Origin of the sequence: Paraburkholderia sp. GAS82 (assembly GCF_050436285.1) — a bacterium.
Classification (GTDB): domain Bacteria; phylum Pseudomonadota; class Gammaproteobacteria; order Burkholderiales; family Burkholderiaceae; genus Paraburkholderia; species Paraburkholderia phenazinium_B.
This window is the reverse complement of sequence record NZ_JBNDLX010000004.1, coordinates 50,356-74,014: the sequence shown is the minus strand read 5'-3', so window position 1 is coordinate 74,014 and position 23,659 is coordinate 50,356. Positions and strand designations below refer to the sequence as shown.

Annotated in this window: 15 protein-coding genes and 1 other RNA gene; 4 read left to right on the top strand and 12 right to left on the bottom strand. The window is 63.3% G+C overall.

Features of this window, described 5'->3' with window-relative positions:
• Positions 1-83: 83 nt before the first annotated feature.
• The 12 genes from P3T17_RS13810 to trxA all read right to left on the bottom strand — a co-directional run bounded on the left by P3T17_RS13810 (position 84) and on the right by trxA (position 19,270).
• On the bottom strand, positions 84-515 hold the full coding sequence (locus P3T17_RS13810) for a YidB family protein (RefSeq protein WP_429407288.1): 432 nt from the start codon (positions 513-515) through the stop codon (positions 84-86).
• 155 nt (positions 516-670) lie between these two features.
• Entirely contained in the window at positions 671-1,285 is a 615-nt protein-coding gene (locus tag P3T17_RS13805) for a ComEA family DNA-binding protein (protein ID WP_429407286.1), read from the bottom strand.
• Positions 1,286-1,459: 174 nt separating this feature from the next.
• Positions 1,460-3,805: a penicillin-binding protein 1C gene (pbpC, locus tag P3T17_RS13800; protein ID WP_429407285.1), complete on the bottom strand. Its 2,346-nt coding sequence runs from the start codon at positions 3,803-3,805 to the stop codon at positions 1,460-1,462.
• 137 nt (positions 3,806-3,942) lie between these two features.
• A complete protein-coding gene (locus tag P3T17_RS13795) occupies positions 3,943-10,170 on the bottom strand; it encodes an alpha-2-macroglobulin family protein (protein ID WP_429407283.1) in 6,228 nt (2,075 codons plus the stop codon).
• Positions 10,171-10,348: 178 nt separating this feature from the next.
• Entirely contained in the window at positions 10,349-11,710 is a 1,362-nt protein-coding gene (locus tag P3T17_RS13790; protein ID WP_429407282.1) for an MATE family efflux transporter, read from the bottom strand.
• Between the two features lie 2 nt (positions 11,711-11,712).
• Positions 11,713-13,485 (bottom strand): ArnT family glycosyltransferase, encoded by a 1,773-nt coding sequence (locus P3T17_RS13785; RefSeq protein ID WP_074264826.1) that lies wholly within the window; start codon positions 13,483-13,485, stop codon positions 11,713-11,715.
• Between the two features lie 367 nt (positions 13,486-13,852).
• Complete coding sequence (locus tag P3T17_RS13780; protein ID WP_074264825.1) at positions 13,853-14,116, bottom strand: type B 50S ribosomal protein L31; 264 nt, start codon at positions 14,114-14,116, stop codon at positions 13,853-13,855.
• Positions 14,117-14,317: 201 nt separating this feature from the next.
• Positions 14,318-15,154, bottom strand: a complete 837-nt coding sequence (locus P3T17_RS13775) for a zinc-dependent peptidase (RefSeq protein WP_429407280.1) — start codon at positions 15,152-15,154, stop codon at positions 14,318-14,320.
• A gap of 3 nt (positions 15,155-15,157) precedes the next feature.
• Positions 15,158-16,714: an MFS transporter gene (locus tag P3T17_RS13770; RefSeq protein WP_429407278.1), complete on the bottom strand. Its 1,557-nt coding sequence runs from the start codon at positions 16,712-16,714 to the stop codon at positions 15,158-15,160.
• The gene (locus P3T17_RS13765) at positions 16,711-17,223 is read right to left on the bottom strand and encodes a MerR family transcriptional regulator (protein WP_429407276.1); all 513 of its coding nucleotides are present in this window, start codon (positions 17,221-17,223) and stop codon (positions 16,711-16,713) included. Before P3T17_RS13765 ends, P3T17_RS13770 begins: the two co-directional genes overlap by 4 nt.
• Before the next feature lie 244 nt (positions 17,224-17,467).
• Positions 17,468-18,736: a transcription termination factor Rho gene (gene rho / locus P3T17_RS13760; protein ID WP_074264821.1), complete on the bottom strand. Its 1,269-nt coding sequence runs from the start codon at positions 18,734-18,736 to the stop codon at positions 17,468-17,470.
• Positions 18,737-18,943: 207 nt separating this feature from the next.
• The gene (gene trxA, locus P3T17_RS13755) at positions 18,944-19,270 is read right to left on the bottom strand and encodes a thioredoxin TrxA (protein ID WP_074264820.1); all 327 of its coding nucleotides are present in this window, start codon (positions 19,268-19,270) and stop codon (positions 18,944-18,946) included.
• 369 nt (positions 19,271-19,639) lie between these two features.
• Here trxA and ffs point away from each other — a divergent pair.
• The 4 genes from ffs to recR all read left to right on the top strand — a co-directional run bounded on the left by ffs (position 19,640) and on the right by recR (position 23,657).
• Positions 19,640-19,738, top strand: an RNA gene (gene ffs, locus P3T17_RS13750) — signal recognition particle sRNA small type.
• A 302-nt stretch (positions 19,739-20,040) separates the two neighbouring features.
• Positions 20,041-22,641 carry a DNA polymerase III subunit gamma/tau gene (locus P3T17_RS13745; RefSeq protein ID WP_429407274.1) on the top strand — a complete coding sequence of 867 codons (2,601 nt, stop codon included), beginning with the start codon at positions 20,041-20,043 and terminating at the stop codon, positions 22,639-22,641.
• 59 nt (positions 22,642-22,700) lie between these two features.
• On the top strand, positions 22,701-23,027 hold the full coding sequence (locus tag P3T17_RS13740; RefSeq protein WP_074264818.1) for a YbaB/EbfC family nucleoid-associated protein: 327 nt from the start codon (positions 22,701-22,703) through the stop codon (positions 23,025-23,027).
• 33 nt (positions 23,028-23,060) lie between these two features.
• A complete protein-coding gene (recR, locus tag P3T17_RS13735) occupies positions 23,061-23,657 on the top strand; it encodes a recombination mediator RecR (RefSeq protein WP_429407272.1) in 597 nt (198 codons plus the stop codon).
• Positions 23,658-23,659 lie beyond the last annotated feature (2 nt).

The following is a 23,659-nucleotide window of genomic DNA, read 5'->3' as shown; positions in this document are numbered from 1 at the left end:
TTGCCCTTTTTATTTTCCGCACCGCGTTTCGATCAGCGGGTGGAGGCTGATGTGCGATGCGCCCAGATGCAACGCGTTAGACGTTACGCGTTGCCCTTGCCGAACAGCGACTCCAGACCGCCGAGTGCGCCGAGCACGCTGGTTGCGTTCAGTTGGCCTTCCGCGGGAACTTCACCGGTGGGGGTCGCTGCATTGACGACGTGCGGCAGGACCTGCGACAGCAGTCCCGCGATCTGGTCGGGTTGCACGCCGGCCTTGGCGGCGAGGTTGGTGACGGTATCCGAGCCGAGGACGCTATGCAGCGCGTCTGCCGAGATCGGCTGATTTTCGCCGTTGCTGATCCACGAGCTAATGATGTCGCCGGCACCTTTGTCCTTGAACTGCTGGATCAGGCCGTTCAGGCCGCCCGGCTGGTTGTTGACGAATTCAAGCGCGGTGCTGATCAGGGCTTGCTGGCTGCCGCCGCCTTGCGGCGACTGGCCGAACACGGAACCGAGGGTATCGAGTAGGCTCATGACGGTCTCTCTTGAATGCCGGCGTTCTTTCGAGACGCCGACGGGTGAAAACGCCGCGCGGTTGCGCGGCACCAGGTGTAGATGAGACGGGCTTTCGTGACGAGGCTAGAAGTGTTCAGGCGCATTGCACAGTACGCCTGACCATCTGGCGACGATCACGTGCCCGATGCTGCGGCGGCCGATGCGGCCTTGCTCTTCTTGGCCTTCTTCTTCGACGCTTTGCTGCCCGATGCGTCTGCCGGCGCGCTTGCAGCGGCTGCGGCGGGAGCGGAGGCGGCGGCTGCTGCGGTCTTGCTCTTTTTCTTCTTCGATGCCTTGCCGCCGGATGCTGCTGCGGGGGCGTTCGCTGTCGCGGCGGCGGGTGCTGCTGTGGTCGTAGCGGCCGTGGTGGCCGGGGCGGTTGCGGGTGGCGCCTTTGTTGCCGGTGTGCTCGTGTTCGTGCTCGCGGTGTTCGCGCTGCCCGCTTTTGCGGAGGCCTTCGCGCCGGTCGGCGGCGTCGCGGAGCCGTTAATCGTCAGGCCAGCTGTTTCGAGGTTGGTCACCGACTTGGTGCCAAGACCTTTGACGCGAGAGGCGAGATCGTCCGCATCCTTGAACGGGCCGTTCTTGGTGCGTTCGTCGATGATCGCTTTTGCATGGACGGGACCGATGCCCTTTACCGTTTCAAGCGTGGCCTGATCGGCGGAATTGACCTCGACCGCGGCGGCGGCGAAACCGGCTGACAGCGACAGGGCCAGGACGACGCACAGCATGAGCAGCTTCTTCAGCATGGCAGGCACTCCATTGAGGGCAAAAAAGTTAGCCGGGAACGGACGGCGCATTCAGTCAGCAGGCGCTGCGCTTAAGCATAGGATAAACCGTGCACCCTTTTTACTAAAAGCCGACGATTTATACCGATCGATTCGTGACAAGTAAATCACTCGGACAATATTTAAACTATTCGCCTATTGCGTAGGCGGATGTGATGGTATCGATGTGTGAGCGGCGGCCGTGTGTTTGCTGGCGCCTGTGCCTGTGCTTTGGCCCGGGACCGCCCCGCGAGCCACCGCGCCGCGGACTTCGAAGCGCACCGAGTCGGCGACGCTGCCGTCGACATTGAGCAGTTCCAGCAGATGACGCCCAGGCCAGGGCAGCCACGGCACACGCGGGGCGTGTCCGAGCGTCTTGCCGTCGAGCCGCCAGGTGCTGAGCGTCGCGGCGCCGCTGGCACGCTCGAAAGCTATCCGCTGGCGCGCCGCGGGAATGTCGGGGTCGAGCGCGAAGATCGTGCCGTCGGCGGGCGAGCCGATCCGCACTGCACCGCGCGTCGACACGCGCAGTGCGGCTGCATTCGCGTCGGCGGCGAGTCCGACCGTCGGGGTTTCGGTGCCGCGGACAAACCAGTCGTCGCGCGCAGGTTCTACGTTGTTTTCAAACGTGACGTGCGTCTCGATCACGCCTGCTGGCAGGGCAGGCGGCGTGCTCGGCAAACGCCGGTGCAGATAGCCGACAATCGCGGCCCACACGGGCGCCGCGCCCGTCACACCGGAGACATCCCACATCGGTGTGCCGTCTGCATTGCCGACCCACACGCCCACCGTATAGCGTGAGGTAAAGCCTACCGTCCAGTTATCGCGCATATCTTTGCTGGTGCCGGTTTTCACGGCAGAGAAAAAGCGCGTGGTGAGCGGGCTGTCGAAACCGAAAGTGCGGGTGCGTGCGTTGTTATCCGCCAGCACGGTAGTGACGATAAAACTTGCGTCGGCGCTAAATACGCGCTGTGTGGGCCCTAATCCGCCATCGCGTGGCGTGGAGGGACGGTGCGGGAGATCGGCCGTAGGCCCGGCAACGCCGCCGTTCGCCAACGCCCGGTAGGCGTTGGTCAGCGCCAGCAGGGTGACGTCGGCGCTGCCTAGTGCGAGGCTGTAACCGTAGTAGTCGCCGCTTTGCGTGAGCGGCAGACCGAGCGCAGTAAGCGTCTTCGCAAAACGATGCGGCGTCACCATCACCAGCGTGCGCACGGCCGGCACGTTTAGCGAGGAGCCAAGGGCCGTGCGCACGCTGACCCAGCCCTTGAAATCCTTGTCGTAATTCTGCGGGATATACAGGCCGCCGCCGGCGGCGAGATCGAGCGGTGCGTCGTCGAGCAGGGAGGCCGTGGTGAGTCGCCGCTCGTCGATGGCCTGCGCATACAGGAACGGCTTGAGCGTCGAGCCGGCCTGGCGCAGCGCGAGCACGGCATCCACGTCGCGAGCGCCGGACAGTGCACCTGACGAGCCGACCCACGCCAGCACCTCGCCCGTGGCGTTGTCGAGCACGACCACGGCGCCGTCCTGCACGTTGCGCGGATGCGCGCGGGCGTTCAGTTCGATCAGCGTTCGCGTCAGCGTGTCGCGGGCAAAGCGTTGCAGGTTCGCGTCGAGCGTGGAAGTAACGCGCGTGCCGGCGACCGGATGCGCCTCGGCTGCTACGCGGCGCGCAAAGTGCGGTGCAAGCGTATCGCTATCGGGCGTGATGGAGAGGGTCGCGGGAGCAGGGCGTGCAAATGCCAGTTGCACAAAACTGCCGAGATTCGCGCATTGGCTGGCCGCCTGCATGTCGCGCAGGATCCGGCAGGCGCGTTCGCTGACCTTGGCGTAGGGGGCATTCGGCGCGCGGATCAGCGCGGCGGCCACGGCCGCTTCACGCTCGTTGAGCCCGGAGGGCGCCTTGCCAAACAGTGTCAGCGAAATGGCCGACAAGCCAATCGTCTCGCCACGAAACGGCACCAGATTCAGATAGGCCTCGAGGATCTGGTCCTTGCGCCAGGTGCGCTCGAGCCATAGCGCGTTGACGGCTTGCCCGGCTTTCTGGGTGATGGAACGTTGTCCTGAACGTTGTGGGTCGTCGTCGAGCAGGCCGGTCAATTGCATCGTCACGGTCGAGGCGCCGCGCGTGCGGGTGTTCCACAGATTCGCCCAAGCTGCGCCAGCGGCGCCGCGCCAATCGACGCCGCTGTGCTCGTAGAAGCGTTTGTCTTCGGAGACGACGATCGCCTCGCGCAGCGCGGGCGAGACATCGGCGAGCGCGACCCAGTCGCCGCGGCGTTCCGTGTTGTCGATGCGCGTGCGCTCCAGCGGCTGGCCGTCGCGCGCGAGCAGCACCCAGTCCGAGCTGTGCCAGCGGGTGTGGACTTCGTTGAACGAAGGGAGGGCGAAGGCAGTGAGCGAGGCGGTGGACAGACTGATGCAAAGCGTGATGCGGGCGAGCGGCAGCGACGCACGTGAAACGCGATTGCGAGCGTGGGTGAACCACGCGGCGAGTGTACGCATCGTTGCGCCTGCTGCGCCAACTACATCGCGTATGCCATGCCGCCGCCGGCGCACGCTTTGCGCGTGGCGGCGGGTGCTGGACAGTGTGTAGTGGCAGTCGCTCATTGCTTCGGTTCACGCCGCGATCTCAGCGTACCTCACCTGGACGCCGCAGCGGCGGTGCCGGTGCCGGCTGCGGGCACCACCACGAACGGCGCATTCGGCAACGCACCGAACGTCGACGGTGCGTACAGCGCTTCGACCCGCGTCGGCGGCAGACCGAACGTGCCGACGTTGTTGAGCCGCACCGTGTACTCCACTGAGAGTTTGCCCTTCGGCAAGTAATCGTAGTACGCCCGGTAACCGTCGAAGCCACGTTCGATAAACGCGGGCCACGCCTGTTGATCGGCGTTGGCTGCGCTGTTTTCTCCCTGGGTTGCTGCCTCCGAATCGCGTCCGAGGCCCGAGCCGAGGATCGTTGCGCCAGCCGGCACCGGATCGTTGACGACCACCCAGGTCATGTCGGTCTGCGCGTCGATGTCGAGATGCACGCGCACCACGTCGCCTCGTGTGTAGACGCCTTTGACCGCAGGGTCGATCGGTGTGATCGTCTTTGTGATGCGATAGCCGGCCGCGAAGGGAGCTTTTAGCGGCACTGCGGCGAGGCTTTCGATAGTCGCCCACGGTTTGCCGGTGCCGTCGTGCGTCAGCGTCAAGGGCGATGCTATGCCCTGGTTCGCGGGCGGCCATGGCAGAAGCTGGCTGTGGGTGTCCTTCGTTTGCGTGATAGGCGTGGCGTGTATAGCGGGCGTCGCAGGTGTCGCGGACGTAGTCGATCCTGCTGACGTCACAGCATGTGTCGCACTCGCTGGTGTGACTGCCGAGGCCGGGAGCGCGCTCGCGACCGCACCCGCACTCCACGAAACCGACTTGTCGAGCGCGCCGAGTTGCACCCGCGTCTGTCCAGTCACCGGTGTGCTCTCGAATACCTGCGAGAACCGTTCGACCGCGAGCGACCCCCACACGTTGGACGTCGTCGTTTCCCACGCACCGTTGCGTTGCAGCGCGAGCAAACCGGCGACGAGGCGCGGCATCTCGTCTTTCCACGCAGGCGAATCGACAAACGTCAGCGCGGTGCGGGCCGCGTTGTCTTCGGTGCCGGTCATGAGCCACCACAGGTCGTCGTTCGCCTCGGTCGAGAACGTGAGGCGCGTGCCCTGATACGTCAGGCGTGCGCGCAGGATCTGTTCGAGTTGCACGAGCTTGTCGTCGCGTTGAGGAATGCCCGGTACACGCGACAGGATCGCGTAGTAATCGAGCACCGCCGAGGTCGGCCACTGGTTCGGCGCAATCTCGATCGACTCGAGCATGCCCGGCTGTGCCATCCCGAACCGCGACAGAGCTTCGAGTGCTTCGAGCTTGCGCAGGTCGAGATCCTTGCGCGGCGCCCAGACATCGCGCTGAATCTTGCCTTCCACAAAACTCACGAGGCCCGCCTCGAGCTTGCCGCGCAGATCGTCGGGCAGTGTGAAGCGCGGATCGAGCTTCGCCGTTTCGTCACTGACGGCTAGCAGATACGCAGACAACGTCGTACTGCCGTGGTTGCCGCTGTCGTCGCTCGGCGGGAAGTAGTTGGCGAGGCCGTCGCGGTCGAGATAGACCGGCATTTTCGCGATCACTGCCTGCCATTGAGCCGGATCACGCAGACCGATGGCGCGCGAAGTCTGCTGCTCGAGACAGTTGTACGGATAGCGCTCGAAAAAGCGCCGCACGCCGGGCAGGCCATCGGAGAGCTTCGACTGCAGCGATACTTCGATGCCGCCGCGAATTGCGCCGGCCTGGGTCGTGCTCGCATCGGGCGGCGCGGCCACCGGTAACGACAACGTGCCGTCGACTTGCGCAAGCGTCGCCTGCTGAACTGTCACAGGCACGGCCGCGGTCACATGCTGCGCGATCTTCAGCGCGTCGCTGGCATGCGGGCCGCCTTGCTCGGCAGCCGCCACGCTCCACGTGAGCGCGCCGGATGGGGTATCGGCGAGGCCATCGGGCGTCGTGACGGTCCATGCGATTTCTTGCGCCGAATCCGCGGCGAGATCCACCGTTTGCGCGGCGAGCGTCAGGCCCGGCACGCTCGGCGTGACGACCACTTTCATCGTGCGGGCCGTCGTATTGCGAACGGTGAACTGCGCGCGGAACTGATCGCCTTCGCGTACGAGCGGTGGCAGACCCGAGATCAGTTGCAGATCCTGAGTGCTGCGAATCGATGTGCTGCCGGTGCCGAACGTGCCCGGACCGACCGCCGCGATCGCGACGATCCGGAAGCTCGTCAGCGAATCGTTGAGCGGCACATCGAGCGACGCTTCGCCGTTCGCGTCGAGCGTGACGCGCGGGTTCCACAGCAGCAGCGTGTCGAACAGTTCGCGGGTCGAGCTATGGCCACCACCGCCGCCCGCTGGCACCGCCTTACGCCCGAAGTGACGGCGCCCGACGATTTCCATCTGCGCGGTCGATGTCTCCACGCCGTAGGCGCGCCGCTCGAGCATCGCATTGAGCACGTCCCAGCTCTGGTTGGGCATCAGTTCGAGCAGCGCTTCGTCGACTGCGGCCACGGCGATTTGCGTTCCCGCGGGCGCGGGCTTGCCGCCCGGCATCTGAACGTGCAGCCTGATGTGCGCCTTGCCGCGCACCGTGTAGGATTTCGCATCCGGGGTAACCGTCACGGCGAGCTTGTGCGCCGCCGTGCCCACCTTGATTTCGGCCATACCGTAGCGGAAGGCCGGCTTGGACAGATCGACGAGTGGCGTCGGCGCTTCGTATTGACGTCCCTCGTACCAGAACGCGCGCGCCCATTCGAGCGGCGCCTTCCAGCCCCACGTGAAGAACGAATACCACGGTACTTCGTGAATCCGTCCACGCAATGCGAGCACCGACACATAGACGTTCGGCCCCCACGCCTCGTTCACCTTGAGCTCGACGGTCGGATCCTTGCCGTCCAGTTGAACCACATGCGTCTCGAGGATGCCTTCGCGTTCCACCGCGACCAGCGCGGTAGCGAAGCGGAACGGCATGCGCACCTGGAAGCGCGCGGTGTCGCCCGCTTCATAGGAGTTCTTCTCAGGCAGCACGTCGATGCGGTCGGTGTTCTCGCCGCCGAACCACAGCTCGTCTTCGCGCGTGACCCACACCGAACTGCTTGCCGTCGATACGTTGCCGTCGCCGTCTTTGGCCGTGACGACGAGGTCGATGTTGCCTGCATCGCGCAGCTTCGCGTCACAGGTCAGCAGGCCGTGGTCGTCGCTCTTGCCGCTGCATAGCGAACCGAGATCCTTCGTCTCGGTATGGTTGTCGTAGGCGTAGAAGCCGCCGACCATGCGTTTTCTCGACGTGGTCGTGACGCGCGCGTAGCCGTGCACGTCGAGCGCCACGCCGGCGCGCGGCTTGCCTTGCAGGTCAACGGCGAGCGCCTTGACTGGTACGGTGTTGCCAACCGAAACCCATTGCCCTGACTTGATGCCGGCAACCACTGCGGCGGGCCACAGTGTCGCGCCGCCGGAAAGCGTCTGCACTTCGCCGTTCGGATCGGCAAACGTCGCTTCGAGTGCGAGGCGTTTGGGCGCGTCGACGTGCGGCAGATTCTTCAGTGTCAGGCCACCGGAGCCGTTGCGATCGAGCGTGAGCGCTTCCTTGTCGGCGATCAGCTTGGCGCCGTCGTCGGCGGGTTGCTGCGCGTCGCTGTCTTCGTCGTTGGCGTCCGAGGTGTCGTCGCCGGTTTGCGGTGTGTAGGGCGTGAAGCTGAAGTCAGGGAAATTGTCAGTGAAGTCGGGTGTCGTGTTCTTGAGCAAGGCTGACACCTGCACCGGCAGATTCGATGCAGCGCCGCCCGAGACGTAGTCGATCTGCACGGCAAGCGGGGCCTGTTTCGCGGCAACCAGCGGATGCGTTTTTTCGTCACGCACGGCAACCGTGCCTTTGAATACCGGCAAGCGGAATTCCTCGACACGGAAGCTGCCGGACTCGTAGCTCATCTGCGGTGCGGCGCCGCTGTCGTCGCTGTTGTCTGCGTTATCGCCGGCGTCGCTATCGTCACTGGCGTCATTGCTTCCGCTACTACTGTTATCGCTCGCGGCTCCATTGGAAGCCTTCGCGTTCGGATCGCCGTCGTCGAGCGTGACACTGTATTCGCCCAGTTTCGCTGCCACCGGGATCGTGAAGGTCGAATCCGCGCTATGGTCGGCCGCCCATTTGAGCGGCAGATGATAGGTCTGGCCGCTGCCGAGATGGCGAATCGTCACTCGCGTCGGATACTTCTGCGGATAAGCGAAGCCATGCAACGTCTCGACGCGGATCAGATGCTTCATCGAGACCGTTTCGCCGGCGCGCAACAGCGTCCGATCGAAGACCGTATGCGCACGGACCGTCTGCTCGATGCTGGTGTCGGTCGGCACGTTGAAGCGCCAGGACTCGATGCCGCGATTCCAGTCCGAGCGCACGAACGCCATATCGGGGCCGGTCTTCGGGTCGTCGACGCGCGCCGAGACGAAGAAGCCTTCGAAGCTCTTTTCGCCGCATTCCTTGAGCGCAGCAAGCGGTTTGTCGATGGTCAGCACGCCGTGCGCGTCGGTCTTGCCATCGGCGAGCGGGGCGCCGTTGCAGTCGCTCACCTGGATGGTGGCATTCGGCACCGGTTGGCCCTTGTCGAGCGAGGTCACCCACACCACGCTGTTCTCACGCCCCTGCTTGAAGTGCACGCCGAGGTTGGTGACGAGCACGGCAGTGCGCACGTACATCGGCGCTTTTCTGCTCAACAGCGAAGCGCCGAGCGCAGGCGAGGCCAGTTCGATCACGTAGAAGCCTGGCTTCGTCACCGGCACGCCGACGACTTCGAATGGCCTCAGCGCCTGCGGGTCTTCCTTGGGCAGCGCGAGCGTCTCGACGCCGCGCTGTCCCGCGAGCAGCGACAGCGAACGGATGTCGATCTGGGGGTCTTTCTTGTTGTTGTCGTCGTCGCTGGACTCATCCGGCGAGCGCGGCACGTACACCGGGTTCTTCACGTGCTGCAGCAGTCCGGGCATCAGCGAGTCGATGTTCGAACGGTTCATCGAGTAGCCGTCGAACTGGTCGACAAGGCGCATCCAGTGTCGGATATCGGTGTCCGCGTCGACGCGCAGTTTGGTGAATTGCGCGTTGCCGGCATTGAGACCTGCCACGTGCAGATCCGCTTCGACGTTGCGCAGCGTCACGGGCACGAGCGCGGGCATGTCCGGTTCAGCGAAGCGTTCGATGATGCCGAAGGTCCCCGACGAGAACTTGGCGAGCGGCGGCATCGGCGCCGTGGTGGTCTTGAGCGGGAACAGATCGGCGTTGGTGAGCGCGCGGCCACTGACGTCTTTCAGGTTTGCCGGGATGTCGATCGTGAGTTCTGCGTGCTCGGGCAGCGGCGCCGCGAAGTCGACCGTAGTTGTTTCGGAATCCTTGTCGTCAGGTTTGAAGGTCGGCGAGATCGTGCCGCCGGGTCCCTTGAGCGTGAGCTTTTCGGCGTCGGCGCGGCTGATCGGCGCGTTGAAGCGCACTTCCACCGGACGCAGCGGTGTACACGGCGCCTTGGCGTTTTCACGCTCACACGAAAAGCTGGCGGCGAACGGGTCGCGTACGGTGTAGTCGAAACGACGCTCGACGTCATTGGCGATCCCGCTCGGGCTCGCCACGCCTGCTCCATACACCAGCTGCATCTTGGCGGAGGAGGGCAGCGTCTGCTGACACTGAAGCGTCAAGATGCGTGCCGCATCTTTCTTCAGGTGAAAGTGTTTGAGCAGAGCGGCACGCGCCGCGTCGTCGAGGTTCTTGACGGGGATACGGTTACCGAGGCCGCTCGATTCGCACCACACGTGGTCGTGCACCGATGCAGCCGTAGCCGGCCCGTTGAGCGTCAGGACGAACGCCTGATCTTCTTCGATCTCGCCGGAGTCCGGACGTATGTCCTGCACGAATGGACCGCCGGTTTCAAACGCGTAACGATGCGGGCCGGTGATGGCGTGGCTGGCAACGGACTTCAGTCCGTCGTTGAGATCGACCTTGCAGCTCACACCCGGTGGCAGGTCTGCGGCAAAGTCCCATGCCCAGGTTTTTTCGTCGATCCAGCGGGCCTCGCCGTTGCTCGCGGCGGCGTCGTTGCAATGCACCTGCGCGGGAGCGGGGGCCGCGGCCGAACCGAACGCGATCATTGCTTCGTCGAACTTGACGACGACCTGTCTGACCTGCGTCACCTTGCCTTGCGGTGAGACGCTGGTGATGCGCGCTGCATCGGCTCGCCATGTGGATGCGCTTAGCACGCCGAGCGCTGCTACCGTTGCCCACATCCACTTCCGTCTGAGGGTGCCGCTTCGCATCGACCATGCTCCTGTCGCTTACAGAATGCTGGCGATTCTACCGGACGATTATCAGTATCCCCAACCTTGTTAAGTGTCAGAAGTTTCCGATGGGGATCGTGGAGGTGGAAGGTGATTCGGAGAGCTTGATGCACCTTGGGAAGCGGTGCACGTGGACCATCTGCGCGGCGTTATCCGGCTATGCCTCGACGCCGGTACGAAGATGCCGCCGGCTTACCGTGCGCAGGTAAATCAAAAGACCGGACCCGGCGATACCCAGGCTCGCCATGTTGGCGAACCAGAACCCGCGTGCGCCCGTGAGCCAGACAGGTATTGAGCCGCCAATGTCGAAGCCGAGCAGATACCCGCCGCCCAGCCCGACGCCCCACAGCGCGACCGCATAGATCACAGTCGGGATGACCGCCACCTTGTAGGCGCGCAGTACGAAGGCGGTGGTCACCTGCAGCGAATCGAACACGTGATAGAAGACCACGATCAAGACGAGCGGCATGGCGGCCGCCGCGACCTGTGCATTGGGCGTATAGCCTTCGATGATGAGCGGCCGCAGCGCCAGAACGATCGCCCCATAGCTGCACGCGATCATCACCGCCATCATGATGCCGTGGCGTGACAGCGTGCGCGCCGCTTCTGGCCGATGCGCGCCGAGCGCCTGGGCCACGAGTGTGGAGGTAGCGATACCGATCGACAGTGGCGTCATGTACAACACCGCGCCGACGTTACCGGCGATCTGATGTCCTGCGAGCGTCGTCGTGCCGAAGCGCGCGATAAACAGCGCCATGAACGTGTACGAGGTGACTTCGATCAGATACGAGAGTCCCATCGGAATGCCGAGCTTGAGTTGCGCGACCTGACGGTGCCACTCCGGCCAGCAGAAGCGCGAAAAGATCCCAAAAGGCTTGAACACATCGATCCTGCTCATCAGCAGCATGCCGACGATCGCGAGCGTCCAGTTAATGCCGGTACTGGCGAGCGCGCATCCCGGACCGCCGAGCGCCGGCACGCCCAGGCCACCGAAGATGAACCACAGGTTGAGCGGAACCTTCAGCAGCAAGGCGCCAATCTGCAGGATCATCACGAGCCGCGGTTTGCCAACTGCGTTGGCGAGCGAGCCGTAGACGCGAAACACGAGACCAGCCGGCAAACCGAATGCGAGGATCTGCAGATAGGCGAGCGTGCGTTCATACAGCGCGGCCGGCACCCGCGCGAGATGCAGCAGCGGGCCGGGGAAATACAGGATCAGGAAGCCGATGATCATCAGCGCGAAGGCGAGCCATAGCGACTGGCGCACCTGCTCGCCGATCTCAGGGTACTGGCGCGCGCCATAGAGTTGGCCCGCAATCGGCTGCAGCGCGGTGAGGATGCCGGTCAGGCCGATATAGACCGAGATGTAGATCGACGAGCCAAGGCCGAGCGCCGCGAGATCGACCGCCGAATAGCGGCCGACCATCGCCGTATCCATGACGCCGAAGGCGATGATGGCCAACTGGCCGATCAGCACAGGCCACGCAAGCCCAGCGATTTTGCGCACATCGGCGAACATCGTCAGTCCGCGGAGGCCGCGGCGCCGCGCTTCGGGCGCCAGGCGCGGTGTGTGACGGGCGGTTTCGGGCGGTCGATACGCACATACAGGCGGAAGCGTTCGTCGCGGTCGGCGACCCGGCGGCCTTCCCACACCAGCTTCCAGACGAAGTTCGACATCGAACTGGGCTCGCCATAGTCCTGGGTGTCCTGGCGCAGGATTACATCGCAGTCTTGATCGAACGCGAAATGCATGTGACCGAAGTAGGCGAACGTCGCGATCTGTGCGTTGCCGAGGCGCACCGGCGAGATGCAGCTGTAGTCGTCAGGCAGGTGGCTCGCAATCTGCTCGGCCACGTCCTTATAGGTCCGGCTGTAGTTGATGATGGGCAGCCACAGCGTCATCACCAGCACCCACATCAGCGTCGTGCCAGCGCTCGAGAGCACCACGCTGCGCCACAGCACTTTCGGATGGCGTGCGAGGCGCCAGCGAACCAGCACGAACCAGCATACCGTCACGGCCACTGCGCAGACGAACGAGATCATCTTGAACTGCGGAACGAACCCCGGCGCATAACGCGCCATATTTCGGGCGAGTGGCGCCGGGAAGCCGGTGAGACCCGCAATCCAGAAGAGCCAGACGGTGCTGCCGAGGATCGTGAAGCTGAGGAGCGCAAACCAGTCGATCGCATTGATGGTGCCGCGATTGAGCGTAGGCAGCGCGAAGGTCGCGAGCACTGCGAGGGCGGGCAGTAACAGCATGAACAGCAGGTTGGTCTGATGGCTCTGCAGCACGACGAGGATCAACAGCGGCGTGATCACCGAGACCGGAATGGCGACGTGTGGCGCACGCCGCAGACCGGACCAGCTGAACCACGACCAGATCGCCAGCGGCCAGGCGGGCCAGGTGAAGAGCGGCAGGTTTTTCAGCGCGTAGCGGGCCACGGAGCCGGGCGGCCCGGCGAAGGCGTTGAGACTCGTGCTCACCCATTGATTGAGATACCAGACGGCGTCGTCCGGGTAGGCGGAGAGGGCCGCTACCGGCCACGACAGCGATACCACGAGGGCAACCGGCAAGCCCGCAAGCATGAGCCAGCGCGTGCGTGTCTCGGGCACGATGATGGTCATGGCGAGCGTGCCCACCAGCAACGCGGCCACCAGCACGGGGTTGCTCGCCAGCGCGACGAGACCGAGTGCAAGACCCCATACCAGCGCACCCTGGATCGGCTTGTCGATCATCCGAACGAGGCCGTAGACGAGCATCGCGATGCAGACGAACTGCGCCAGTTGCGGCGTGGTTTCGTGGCCACGCTCAGCAAGGCCGAAGCAGGCGAGCAGGATCAGCAGCGCGCCGTCGGCGAGCGTGCGGCCGTAGTCACGCGGTTCCGGCTCGCCGCCGAATGCGTATTTGAACGGCTGAACCTCGGGGCGGCGGCCGAGCAGATAGGCCGCGTACCAGACGAATGCGCAGGCGCCGCAAAAGAGCAGACCGGTAAAGACGCGCGAAGCATTGCTCGCATCGACCCATGGCGCCAGCGCGCGGATCGAACTGGCGCCGAGCCAGTAGCCGAGCGGTCCGTTATCGGTGAGGTATTTGCCGACCAGGTTGGGAAACAGCCAGTCGTGGGCGTTGCCTTTGGCCATCGTCCACATGACGCCGAAACCGGCCGCATCCTCGTTCTTCCACGGATCGCGGCCGAACAGGCCGAATGCGGCGTAGATGATACTGAGGGTCAGCAACAGCCAGCGCGGCAGGGCGCTCGTGGCGGATGCAGTGAGGCGAACGACTGATCTCATGCGGATTTGTTGATCTCGGATAGGGGCATCGGCCGGCGCGGGGCAGGGTGCCCGGCAGCATGGCCGATTCGCAGCATCCGGCATTGTAGACGTGGCGCAGCGCGCGCGTCACGACCAGTAACAGGGCGCAACGTTGTGCGAAGTGCTGTAACCATGCAGTGAACGTCCGGATAGAGCCATGGGTGGACGCGCGTGATGTCGTGTGGTTGTTGCGTAGTGGCAGCGTGGCGGCGGCCCGCTTGCCATACGTCGGGTGACAAAGCCATTGACATTAGCAACGCCGGTGACAAAAAAGGGCAGCTTACGCTGCCCTTCTGTGCTGGTGCCTGAGCACCCGTCCGGCCTATGGCCAGCGACGACGCGGGTATTACTTCGCTGCCTTGCCGGTAGCGCGCGTGCCGAACTTCTTGTTGAACTTCTCGACGCGGCCTGCCGTGTCCATGATCTTTTGCTGACCCGTGTAGAACGGATGCGATTCCGACGACACTTCGATCTTGGCGAGCGGGTAGGTCTTGCCTTCGAATTCGCCGGTTTCGCGCGTCTGGATGGTCGAGCGGGTCACAAACTTGAAGTCGATCGACATGTCGACGAACAGGACTTCGCGGTAATCGGGGTGAATGCCTTCTTTCATGGTAAATCCTCTAGTCTGGCGGTAGCCAACCCGCGTGCAGTCGCAAATCTCTACTGGATTCGCGAAAGCATTTTGGCGCGAGCCACTTGCCTAAGGTCGAAAAACGGCGATTATGCCAGAAAATCAGTTGGTTGACGACTTTTCCGGAGGTTTTTCGCCAGCTGGCGGGCGGTTTCGCTGTGTGGCGTGCCCGTGCTCCTGCTAGCCGGCTTGCGCTTGCAGAGCGCCTACGCGGGCCGGGTCCTGCCGGTAATAGCGGGCCAGCAGCCGGTATAGCTCGGGATACTCGGCCTCGAAGGCGTGCGGCTGGACAAATAGCGCTTCGCTGCAAACGGCAAAAAATTCCGATGGATGGTCCGCCGCGTACGGGTCGATCAGCGATTCCCGCTCGAAGCGCGCCCAGCGGCGTTCGGGGACCGCGTCGACGCGGTTGCAGAAGTGATCGTAGGCGTGGTCGAACACATCGGCCCAGGCGGCGGCGTCGAGTGGAGCGTGCCAGCGCCGGAATAGCGGCGGGTGGCCGTCGGCTTCGCCCGTCAGCATGTCGATCTTGTGGGCGAATTCGTGGATGACGACGTTATACGCGTCCGATGCGTCCGTCATCTGAGCGTCCTCCCAGGAGAGGACTACCGGACCGCCTTCCCAGGCTTCGCCGCTGGCGTCGTGCTCGACCTCATGCACGACGCCGTCTTCGTCCTCGACCGTCTTGCGGATCACGAATTCGCCTGGATAGACGATCACGCCCACCCATCCGCGATACAGGTCCAGCCCGAGGTTCAATACTGGCAGGCACGCCTGGGCAGCGATCGCGGCGGTCATTGGGTCAGTCAGTTCAAGTCCGTGCGCGGTGGAGAATTCCTTCTGCGCGAGGAACAGGCTGCTCAGTTCGCGCAGCCGCACGAGGTCATCCGCGTCCAGATGGGCGAGGAAAGGCAATCCAGCAAGCGTGGCCTGCCAGAGCGGATCGTCGATCGCATGATCGCGCAGCGCGCGCTCGCGGCGGCGCGAGTCAAACCAGTTAGTGAGTTTCGATAACATCGCTCAGTCGATCTGTTTTTGCCACGCGGCGAAAATTCCACCGCAGACCGCTACGCCAATCAGGTAATAGAAACCATCGAGCGAAGTCAGAAAGCTTGCCTGCCGCGCAACCGTCCGGGCGATCTGTCCCATCGCCAGTGCGTGCGCGTCGGCGAGCGAGCGGCCGCTCGCCGCGAAGCCGTCGGTCAGCACGGCGAGCGTGTTCTGGAACACCGGATTGAACGGATTGACGAACTCGGCGAGCCGCGCCTGATGCAACGCTTCACGGTGCTGTTCGATGATGATCATCGACGCCGTGGCAAACGAGATCGTCAATTGCCGCACGATGTTTTTGAGCCGGTAGCCGTGCGTGAATTCCTCGATAGCGAAGATTCTAAACGTCAGATTGGCAACCGGCAGCACGATAAACAGTAACAGCAGGCCGCGCAGCAACAACGGCGCGAGCAGGGCACTCTCACCGACGCCGGGCTCCATGCGCGTCATCCACGCCGCGGCGAAGGCGGCGAGCGCGAAGCCGGGCACGATGATCCACTTCTTGCGCGGCAACAGCTTCGAGTAGCGCAGATAGACGAACAACGCGCTGGCTGAAATCAGCGAGGTCACGCCGACGAGGCGCCCGGTGTTCTCCACGGGATAGCCGAGGCCGCTTTCGAGGAAACGTGAGATCAGATAGCTGAAAGCGGTCGATTGGTAGTAATAGAACATGTAGAGCACGATGCCGGCCTGAAAGGTCTTCTCGCGCAAAGCGTGCAGCCGCACCAGCGGGTTCGGCTCGTGCCATTGGTGATAAGCAAACCAGACGAGGGCGCCGACGCCGAGGATAGTCAGCAGGATCAATCCGGGCGAGCTGGTGAACAGCTGGAAGCGCAGTTGCTGCATGACGATTTGCAGTGCGCCTTGCGCGAACGCGAAGATCATGTATGGCCAGAAGTGCGCCGAGCCGCGCTCTTCCGGCTGGCGATCGCCCGAGTCCGGCAGCGCGAGCAACGCGAGGATGGCGAACAGAACGCCCACCGGTGCGGTGCAGGCGAACAGCGCGCGCCAGTCAAAATGCGCAACCGGTTGGCCGCCGACGAGCGGTGCGAGCGCGCTGCTCAGCACGATCAAAAGCAGAAAGGCTCGCGTGGCAATCGGGCGTTGTTGCGTCGTGAAACTGATCTGGATCAGGATGCGGCAGGTGCCCATCATCGGGCCGATGAAGTAGCCCTGGAAGCCGCGCGCGAAGGCAAGTTCGAAGGAGGTTTCGCACAGCGCCGCGGCGACGGCACCCACCGAATACAGCAGCATGCAGCCGGCGACATAGCGACGGTAGCCGAAGCGCTCAACCCACCATTGCTGTTGCAGGATGCCGAGCACGGCGGCCACGGCATAGGCGCTCGAGGACCACACGAGTTCGTCGGGCGACGCATTGACGCCGCCGGCGATGTAGCTCGTGAAGAACGAGAAGATGGCGTTGTCGAAATAGTCGAGCCCGGTGACGACGGCCAGCACCCAGGGGAAGAAGTCGCCGCGCAGCTTTTCGACGCTGAACAGCGGCACGCGGGTCGACACGGTACTCATGCCGGTTCGTCCGGCGTTTTGGGTTTCTTCAGGGAACGCTTTGCGTGTGCTTCCCGGCGCTGTTTGAGCAGTGCATCGGCGTTTTCACCGGCGAGGCGCCGCTCGACGTAATCGAGGTCATGGCGGAGTTCGCCCTTCAGCGTTTGCGCTTCTTTCAATTCACGGCGCATGGCTTCGACGCGTGCGTCGAGCGCATTGATCTGTTGCGAGAGTGCGTCCCGAATCTCCTGCAGCGACTCGGTGGAAAAACGGTTGCTGCCGCTTTCATCCGGTTCGAGCGGACGCTTGAGCATCTCGGTGATGCCGTGCAGGGAAAAACCTAGCGAACGCAGTCGCAGGATGCGGGCGAAACGCTCGAGGTCATCTTCGTCGTAGAGGCGGTAGCGCCCCTCGCTGCGCGTGGGCGAAACGAGCCCGCGTTCCTCGTAGTACTTGAGCGTACGCGGCGTGACGTTCAGTCGCTCGGCGGCGTCGCGCACGGTGAGCAGGATGGGGCGGTCCTTTGACATGAGGGGGCGCGGTTCGGAGGCAGTGTGCTTATTATAGTGCAACGTGCACGTTCACGTACAGGTTGAGGCGGCACTCTGCCGTACTTGGCTGTGCATTTCACGCCAGGCAATCTGCGTCCGAAGGTGGGAAATTCGACGAGGGTGAGGGCGAGGGCGAAAAAAAACCGCCTGCGAAAAGACAGGCGGTTTTTGCGAGCTCGACGCGTTGCGTACTACAACGTGCCGGCGATGTGCAGGCCGGCTATCAGCTGCCGCCGCCTCGACGCATCATGTCGAAGAACTCGGAATTGCTCTTCGTCTGACGGATCTTGTCTAGCAGGAATTCCATCGACTCGACTTCGTCCATGTCGTGAATGAACTTGCGCAGCACCCAGATCTTTTGCAGAACTTCCGGCTTGATCAGCAGCTCTTCGCGACGCGTACCGGACTTGTTCAGATTGATCGAAGGGTACACGCGCTTTTCAGCCAGACGGCGCTCGAGGTGCACTTCCATGTTGCCGGTGCCCTTGAACTCTTCGTAGATCACGTCGTCCATGCGGCTGCCCGTCTCGATCAGCGCCGTACCGATGATGGTGAGCGAGCCACCTTCCTCGATGTTACGGGCCGCGCCGAAGAAGCGCTTCGGACGTTGCAGCGCGTTGGCGTCCACACCACCCGTGAGCACCTTGCCCGAAGCCGGCACCACGGTGTTGTAGGCACGAGCGAGACGCGTGATCGAGTCCAGCAGAATCACCACGTCGTTTTTCATTTCGACGAGGCGCTTGGCCTTTTCGATCACCATTTCGGCGACCTGGACGTGACGCGCAGCCGGTTCGTCGAACGTGGAGGCGATCACTTCGCCGGCCACCGAACGCTGCATTTCGGTCACTTCTTCCGGGCGCTCGTCGATCAGCAGCACGAACAGGATGACATCCGGATGGTTCTGCTTGATCGCGTGTGCGATGTGCTGAAGCATCACGGTTTTACCGGACTTCGGCGATGCCACCAGCAGGCCGCGCTGGCCCTTGCCGATCGGCGCGATCATGTCGATGATGCGGCCGGTCACGTTTTCTTCGCCGCGCATCTCACGCTCGAGCAGCAGCACCTTGTTCGGGTGCAGCGGCGTCAAGTTCTCGAACATGATCTTGTGCTTCGAGGCTTCCGGCGGCTGGCCGTTGACCTTGTCGACCTTCACCAGCGCGAAATAACGCTCGCCGTCTTTCGGCGTGCGGACTTCACCTTCGATCGTGTCGCCGGTATGCAGGTTGAAGCGGCGGATTTGCGACGGGCTGATATAAATATCGTCCGTACTCGCCAGATAGGAGGTTTCCGGCGAGCGCAGGAAGCCGAAGCCGTCAGGCAGCACCTCGAGCGTGCCGTCGCCGAAAATCGTTTCGCCAGTTTTGGCGCGCTTTTTAAGAATGGCGAACATCAATTCCTGCTTGCGCAGGCGGTTCGCACTTTCGATCTCGAGGCCATTGGCCATCTCGATCAATTCGGACACGTGCAGAGTCTTAAGCTCGGATAAATGCATACGGAGAACCCGCAGGAGAAGGTGCGACCTGAAATGAAATCTGGGAGGAGAGTGAGCGGAACCGCTCAGGGACTTAAGCGTCTTTTCGACGTTTTGCGGATTCTAGCATAGCACACGCCAATTTCAGCCGGCGCGGCACAAACGTATCTTCTCACGGTTCGTGTTGTCGTGCGACAACACGAACCGCGGTGTTTCAATTAAAACAGATTACAGGTTGCCGTCGAGGAACGCAGTGAGTTGCGACTTCGACAGGGCGCCGACCTTCTGGGCCGCGACGGCGCCGTTCTTGAAGAGGATCAGCGTGGGGATGCCGCGCACGCCGAACTTGACCGGCGTCGACTGGTGTTCGTCCACATTGATCTTGGCGATCTGCAGGCGGTCGCCGTAGTCCTTGGCGACTTCGTCGAGGATCGGCGCAATCATCTTGCACGGACCGCACCATTCAGCCCAGAAATCGAGCAGCACGGGTTTGTCGGATTTAACGACGTCCTGTTCGAACGATGCGTCGCTGATATGCTTGATTTGTTCGCTCATGTATACCTCTCTCGGATCGAGGCCCGCCTGGATTGCTCGCCACGATACATCAAACTAAGAAAACTTCTGTTCGCGTTGCCGCAAAGGGAGCCGTGCTGAACATTCGCGGGCGATTCTCTCGAAGTGCTCCGGAATGGGCAGAATGCTCGGCTTTACGGGACATTCGTACGTCAGTTTAGCCTAAATTGCTATGCGTTGCCGGTGGTGATAGTACTCATGCGGCCAGTAGGGCTAAGGCCTGCCGGTAGCGTGGCCACCTCTGTAACACACACTATCTGGTGGTGGCGCAGGCGAACACAAGTGGCCTCGCAGCTAACTTTGTTGGGATTTGCTTCGCCTCGCGGGCTGACCGATGGTAGAATCTTTCGTGACGGGCCTCCTCGCATGGAGGGGCGGTCAACCTGGTCAGGTCGGGAACGAAGCAGCCACAGCCGTTTTCCACCAGTGCCGAGGGTCGGGCTCGTCACCTTCCTTTTTCTTTCTGTAGTTTGCCCCGCTATTGGCCTGAAATTCCTGTTTCGGGTCTGCGCGTATCTGATCCCTGCGGTGTCCGGTTTTCTTCAGCGATTCTCGCGTTGTATTCGCGGTGCCTCTGGGCGGTTCTTCGCGTGCAGGCTACTCGTGGTGTGTTCGTCGTTCGACGGTTCGCTACTCTCGCTTCCCACTATTTTTTCCTATCGGTTCAGTTGCTCTTTTCAATGAGGCGATGACGCCTGCCCGTACGTGGTCGAATCGCCTTTGCGCGCTATTGTTACTGATACAATTTCCCGATGACCTATCAAGTTCTCGCACGCAAATGGCGACCGAAGGATTTCGCTTCGCTCGTCGGACAGGAGCACGTGGTGCGCGCGCTCACGCATGCGCTCGACGGCGGGCGTCTGCACCATGCCTATCTGTTTACCGGAACCCGCGGCGTCGGCAAGACGACGCTCTCGCGCATCTTCGCGAAGGCGCTCAATTGCGAAACCGGCGTGACCTCGACGCCGTGCGGCGTCTGTCGCGCCTGCCGGGAGATCGACGAAGGGCGCTTTGTCGATTATGTGGAGATGGATGCCGCGAGTAACCGCGGCGTCGACGAAATGGCCGCACTGCTCGAGCGAGCGGTTTATGCGCCGGTCGATGCGCGCTTCAAGGTCTATATGATCGACGAAGTGCACATGCTCACGAATCACGCCTTCAACGCCATGTTGAAGACGCTGGAAGAACCGCCGCCGCACGTCAAGTTCATTCTTGCGACCACCGATCCGCAAAAGATTCCGGTCACCGTCCTGTCACGCTGTCTGCAATTCAATCTGAAGCAGATGCCGGCTGGGCACATCGTGTCGCATCTGGAGCATATCCTCGGCGAGGAACACGTGCCGTTCGAGGTGCAGGCGTTGCGCCTGCTGGCGCGCGCAGCGGACGGCTCGATGCGCGATGCGCTTTCGCTGACCGACCAGGCCATCGCCTATTCGGCCAATCAGGTGACCGACGAAGCGGTGCGCGGGATGCTCGGCGCGCTGGACCAGAGTTATCTGATTCGTCTGCTCGACGCGCTCGCTGATGGCGACGGTCCGGCTGTGTTGGCCGTGGCCGATGAAATGTCGCTGCGCAGCCTGTCGTTTTCGACCGCGTTGCAGGATCTGGCCAGCTTGCTGCACCGGATTGCGTGGGCGCAGTTTGCGCCGTCGTCGGTGCTTGATGAGTGGCCCGAGGCGATGGATTTACGCCGTTTCGCCGAGGCGTTGAGTGCGGAGCAGGTGCAGTTGTTCTATCAGATTGCGACGATCGGCCGGAGCGAACTCGGCCTCGCGCCGGACGAATACGCTGGCTTCACGATGGCGCTGCTGCGGATGCTGGCCTTTGAGCCGGCTCCGACCGGCGGCGGTGGCGGCGGTCCGAGCACGACCCGTCCGGCGGGAGCGTCGGGTACGGGGGGCGCGAAGCGCAGTGGCTCGCCGGCTGTGGCTGCGTCGCAAGGGCAAGCGGCGCGTGCCGTCGCGGTAACGCCGGCGGCAGCGTCGACAACCCAGGCCGTTGCTGATCGTGCTGACGCCGCCGGTCCTGAAACGGTCGTGGCTCGGGGTGCAGAGTCTCACGCGGCTAACGTGCAAGAAAGCGCATTGGTGCCGTCCTCAGCCGAATCCGCGTCTCCTCGGGAATCTGGTCAGGCCGCACGGCAAGGAGTGCCTGAAGCAGCCGGTCCGGCCGAAGAAAACCTGCAACCAGCCATTGAGCCGACACAAGAGGCCGCACTACGCGAGGCGAGTGCCGCCACGACTTTGGCGGTAGAGGCAGAAACTCCCGTCGCGGATGCCGAGGCGTTTGCCGAAGATCAAGAAGCGGTTCCAGTGCGGGGTGAAAGTGCATCGGAGGCCGCCGTGTTGCACAGTGAACCGGCTGTGCCCACCGCGACTTCAACCGTACCGCTGCCGGCATCTCCTGCACCCGCCGTTCGCACGGAGGCTCCGCTTGCCGACGCCGCGCCGCGCCGCGCGGGCGGCGCCAGTGCCGCGCTCGACGTTTTACGCAGCGCTGGCCTGAAAGTGTCTTCGGACCGCGGTCGCGGGAGTGCTGCAACACCGGTCGCAGCGGCCAAACCTTCACCGGTTGTTCCAGCGAAGCCCGCTGCTCCGCGCGTGAACGTACCCGTGCCGACACCCGGTGCGCCGCGCAACACCCAGGAAGCCGCTCCCGCTCGTGGCTCGTCGGCGACACCAACGTCGGCGGCTCCGCGTAACAACGGCAACGGCAACGGCGGCACCCAAGGCGCACCATCCGTCGCGCCGTGGGACGACATGCCGCCCGACGACTACGTGCCGCTCTCAGCCGAGGACGATTATTTCGGCCCGCCCGACGACGGCTACGTGCCGGTATTCGACGTAGGTCCCGACGACGTGCGTGTGCCAGCGGCTGCCGCAGCCGCCGTACCAGTGCCGCTCGACACACGCCCGTTACCGCCCGCCATCCCGCTTGACCCCATCGGTTTCAACGGCGACTGGCCGGCACTTGCCGTAGGCCTCGCGCTCAAGGGCATTTCCTACCAGCTCGCCTTCAACAGCGAACTGATGGCGCTCGAAGGCAGCACGCTCAAACTGAGTGTGCCGGTCCCGCAGTATGCTGAAGCCTCCCAGGTCGCCAAGCTCAAGGCGGCGCTCGCTGAGCGCCTGGGCAAAGAACTCGACGTTGTGGTCGAAGTCGGTCCGGCGCGCCGTACGGCTGCGGCATTCGACGCCGCCGCCCGCGCGCAGCGCCAGAAAGAGGCTGAACGCGAGATCGGCTCCGACCCGTTCGTACAATCGCTGATCCGCGAGTTCGGCGCGAGCATCGTGCCGGGATCCATCCGGCCTATCGCGCCGGATGCCGCGGGCAACGCCCCGTCAACGCATTGATTTGCGGCGCATCATAGCGCCATCCCCCAGATTTCACGCTATCAAGAAGGAGCATGTCCATGATGAAAGGCCAACTCGCCGGGCTGATGAAGCAGGCTCAGCAGATGCAGGAAAACATGAAGAAGATGCAGGACCAGCTCGCGCAGATCGAGGTGGAAGGGCAGTCGGGCGCAGGTCTCGTCAAGGTGACGATGACGTGCAAGAACGAGGTGCGCCGCGTCACGATCGATCCGAGCCTGCTCGCCGACGACAAGGACATGCTGGAAGACCTCGTCGCCGCAGCCTTCAACGACGCCGTGCGCAAGGCCGAAGCCACCGCCCAGGAAAAAATGGGTGGCATGACCGCTGGCTTGCCGCTGCCGCCGGGCTTCAAGCTGCCGTTCTGATATAACACCGCATTTCGACGCCGCCGGTTCCGCATGAAACAACCTTCCGCCTTGTCGGCGCTCGTCGAAGCGCTGCGCGCGCTGCCCGGTGTCGGGCCGAAATCCGCGCAGCGCATGGCTTATCACCTGATGCAGCATGACCGCGAGGGCGCGGAAAAGCTCGGCCAGTCGCTGCTGTTTGCGACCGAGCATCTGCAGCACTGCGAGAAGTGCAATACCTTCACCGAGGCGCAGATCTGCGAGGTTTGCAGTGACGAAGAGCGCGATCCGGCGCTGCTATGCGTGGTCGAGACACCGGCCGACCAGATCATGCTCGAGCAGACCATGACCTACCGCGGTTTGTATTTCGTGCTGATGGGGCGCCTGAGTCCGCTCGACGGCATCGGACCGAAGGAGATCCATTTCGACCGGCTCGTTAAGCGCGCGTCAGATGGCATCGTCAAGGAAGTCGTACTCGCGACCAATTTCACCAACGAAGGCGAAGCGACCGCGCATTACCTCGGGCAGACGCTCAAGGCGCGCGGACTCGCCGTTACGCGCCTCGCGCGCGGCGTGCCGGTGGGTGGCGAGCTCGAATATGTCGACGCCGGCACGATCGCCCGCGCAATGCTCGACCGGCGCTCGCTGTAGCG

Coding starts and splice junctions, on each gene's coding strand:
- pbpC (WP_429407285.1), bottom strand. CDS start 3,805: ATGCGTACACTCGCCGCGTGGTTCACCCACGCTCGCAATCGCGTTTCA.
- rho (WP_074264821.1), bottom strand. CDS start 18,736: ATGCATTTATCCGAGCTTAAGACTCTGCACGTGTCCGAATTGATCGAG.
- trxA (WP_074264820.1), bottom strand. CDS start 19,270: ATGAGCGAACAAATCAAGCATATCAGCGACGCATCGTTCGAACAGGAC.
- P3T17_RS13780 (WP_074264825.1), bottom strand. CDS start 14,116: ATGAAAGAAGGCATTCACCCCGATTACCGCGAAGTCCTGTTCGTCGAC.
- P3T17_RS13805 (WP_429407286.1), bottom strand. CDS start 1,285: ATGCTGAAGAAGCTGCTCATGCTGTGCGTCGTCCTGGCCCTGTCGCTG.
- P3T17_RS13745 (WP_429407274.1), top strand. CDS start 20,041: ATGACCTATCAAGTTCTCGCACGCAAATGGCGACCGAAGGATTTCGCT.
- P3T17_RS13790 (WP_429407282.1), bottom strand. CDS start 11,710: ATGTTCGCCGATGTGCGCAAAATCGCTGGGCTTGCGTGGCCTGTGCTG.
- P3T17_RS13795 (WP_429407283.1), bottom strand. CDS start 10,170: ATGCGAAGCGGCACCCTCAGACGGAAGTGGATGTGGGCAACGGTAGCA.
- recR (WP_429407272.1), top strand. CDS start 23,061: ATGAAACAACCTTCCGCCTTGTCGGCGCTCGTCGAAGCGCTGCGCGCG.
- P3T17_RS13740 (WP_074264818.1), top strand. CDS start 22,701: ATGATGAAAGGCCAACTCGCCGGGCTGATGAAGCAGGCTCAGCAGATG.
- P3T17_RS13770 (WP_429407278.1), bottom strand. CDS start 16,714: ATGAGTACCGTGTCGACCCGCGTGCCGCTGTTCAGCGTCGAAAAGCTG.
- P3T17_RS13810 (WP_429407288.1), bottom strand. CDS start 515: ATGAGCCTACTCGATACCCTCGGTTCCGTGTTCGGCCAGTCGCCGCAA.
- P3T17_RS13785 (WP_074264826.1), bottom strand. CDS start 13,485: ATGAGATCAGTCGTTCGCCTCACTGCATCCGCCACGAGCGCCCTGCCG.
- P3T17_RS13775 (WP_429407280.1), bottom strand. CDS start 15,154: ATGTTATCGAAACTCACTAACTGGTTTGACTCGCGCCGCCGCGAGCGC.
- P3T17_RS13765 (WP_429407276.1), bottom strand. CDS start 17,223: ATGTCAAAGGACCGCCCCATCCTGCTCACCGTGCGCGACGCCGCCGAG.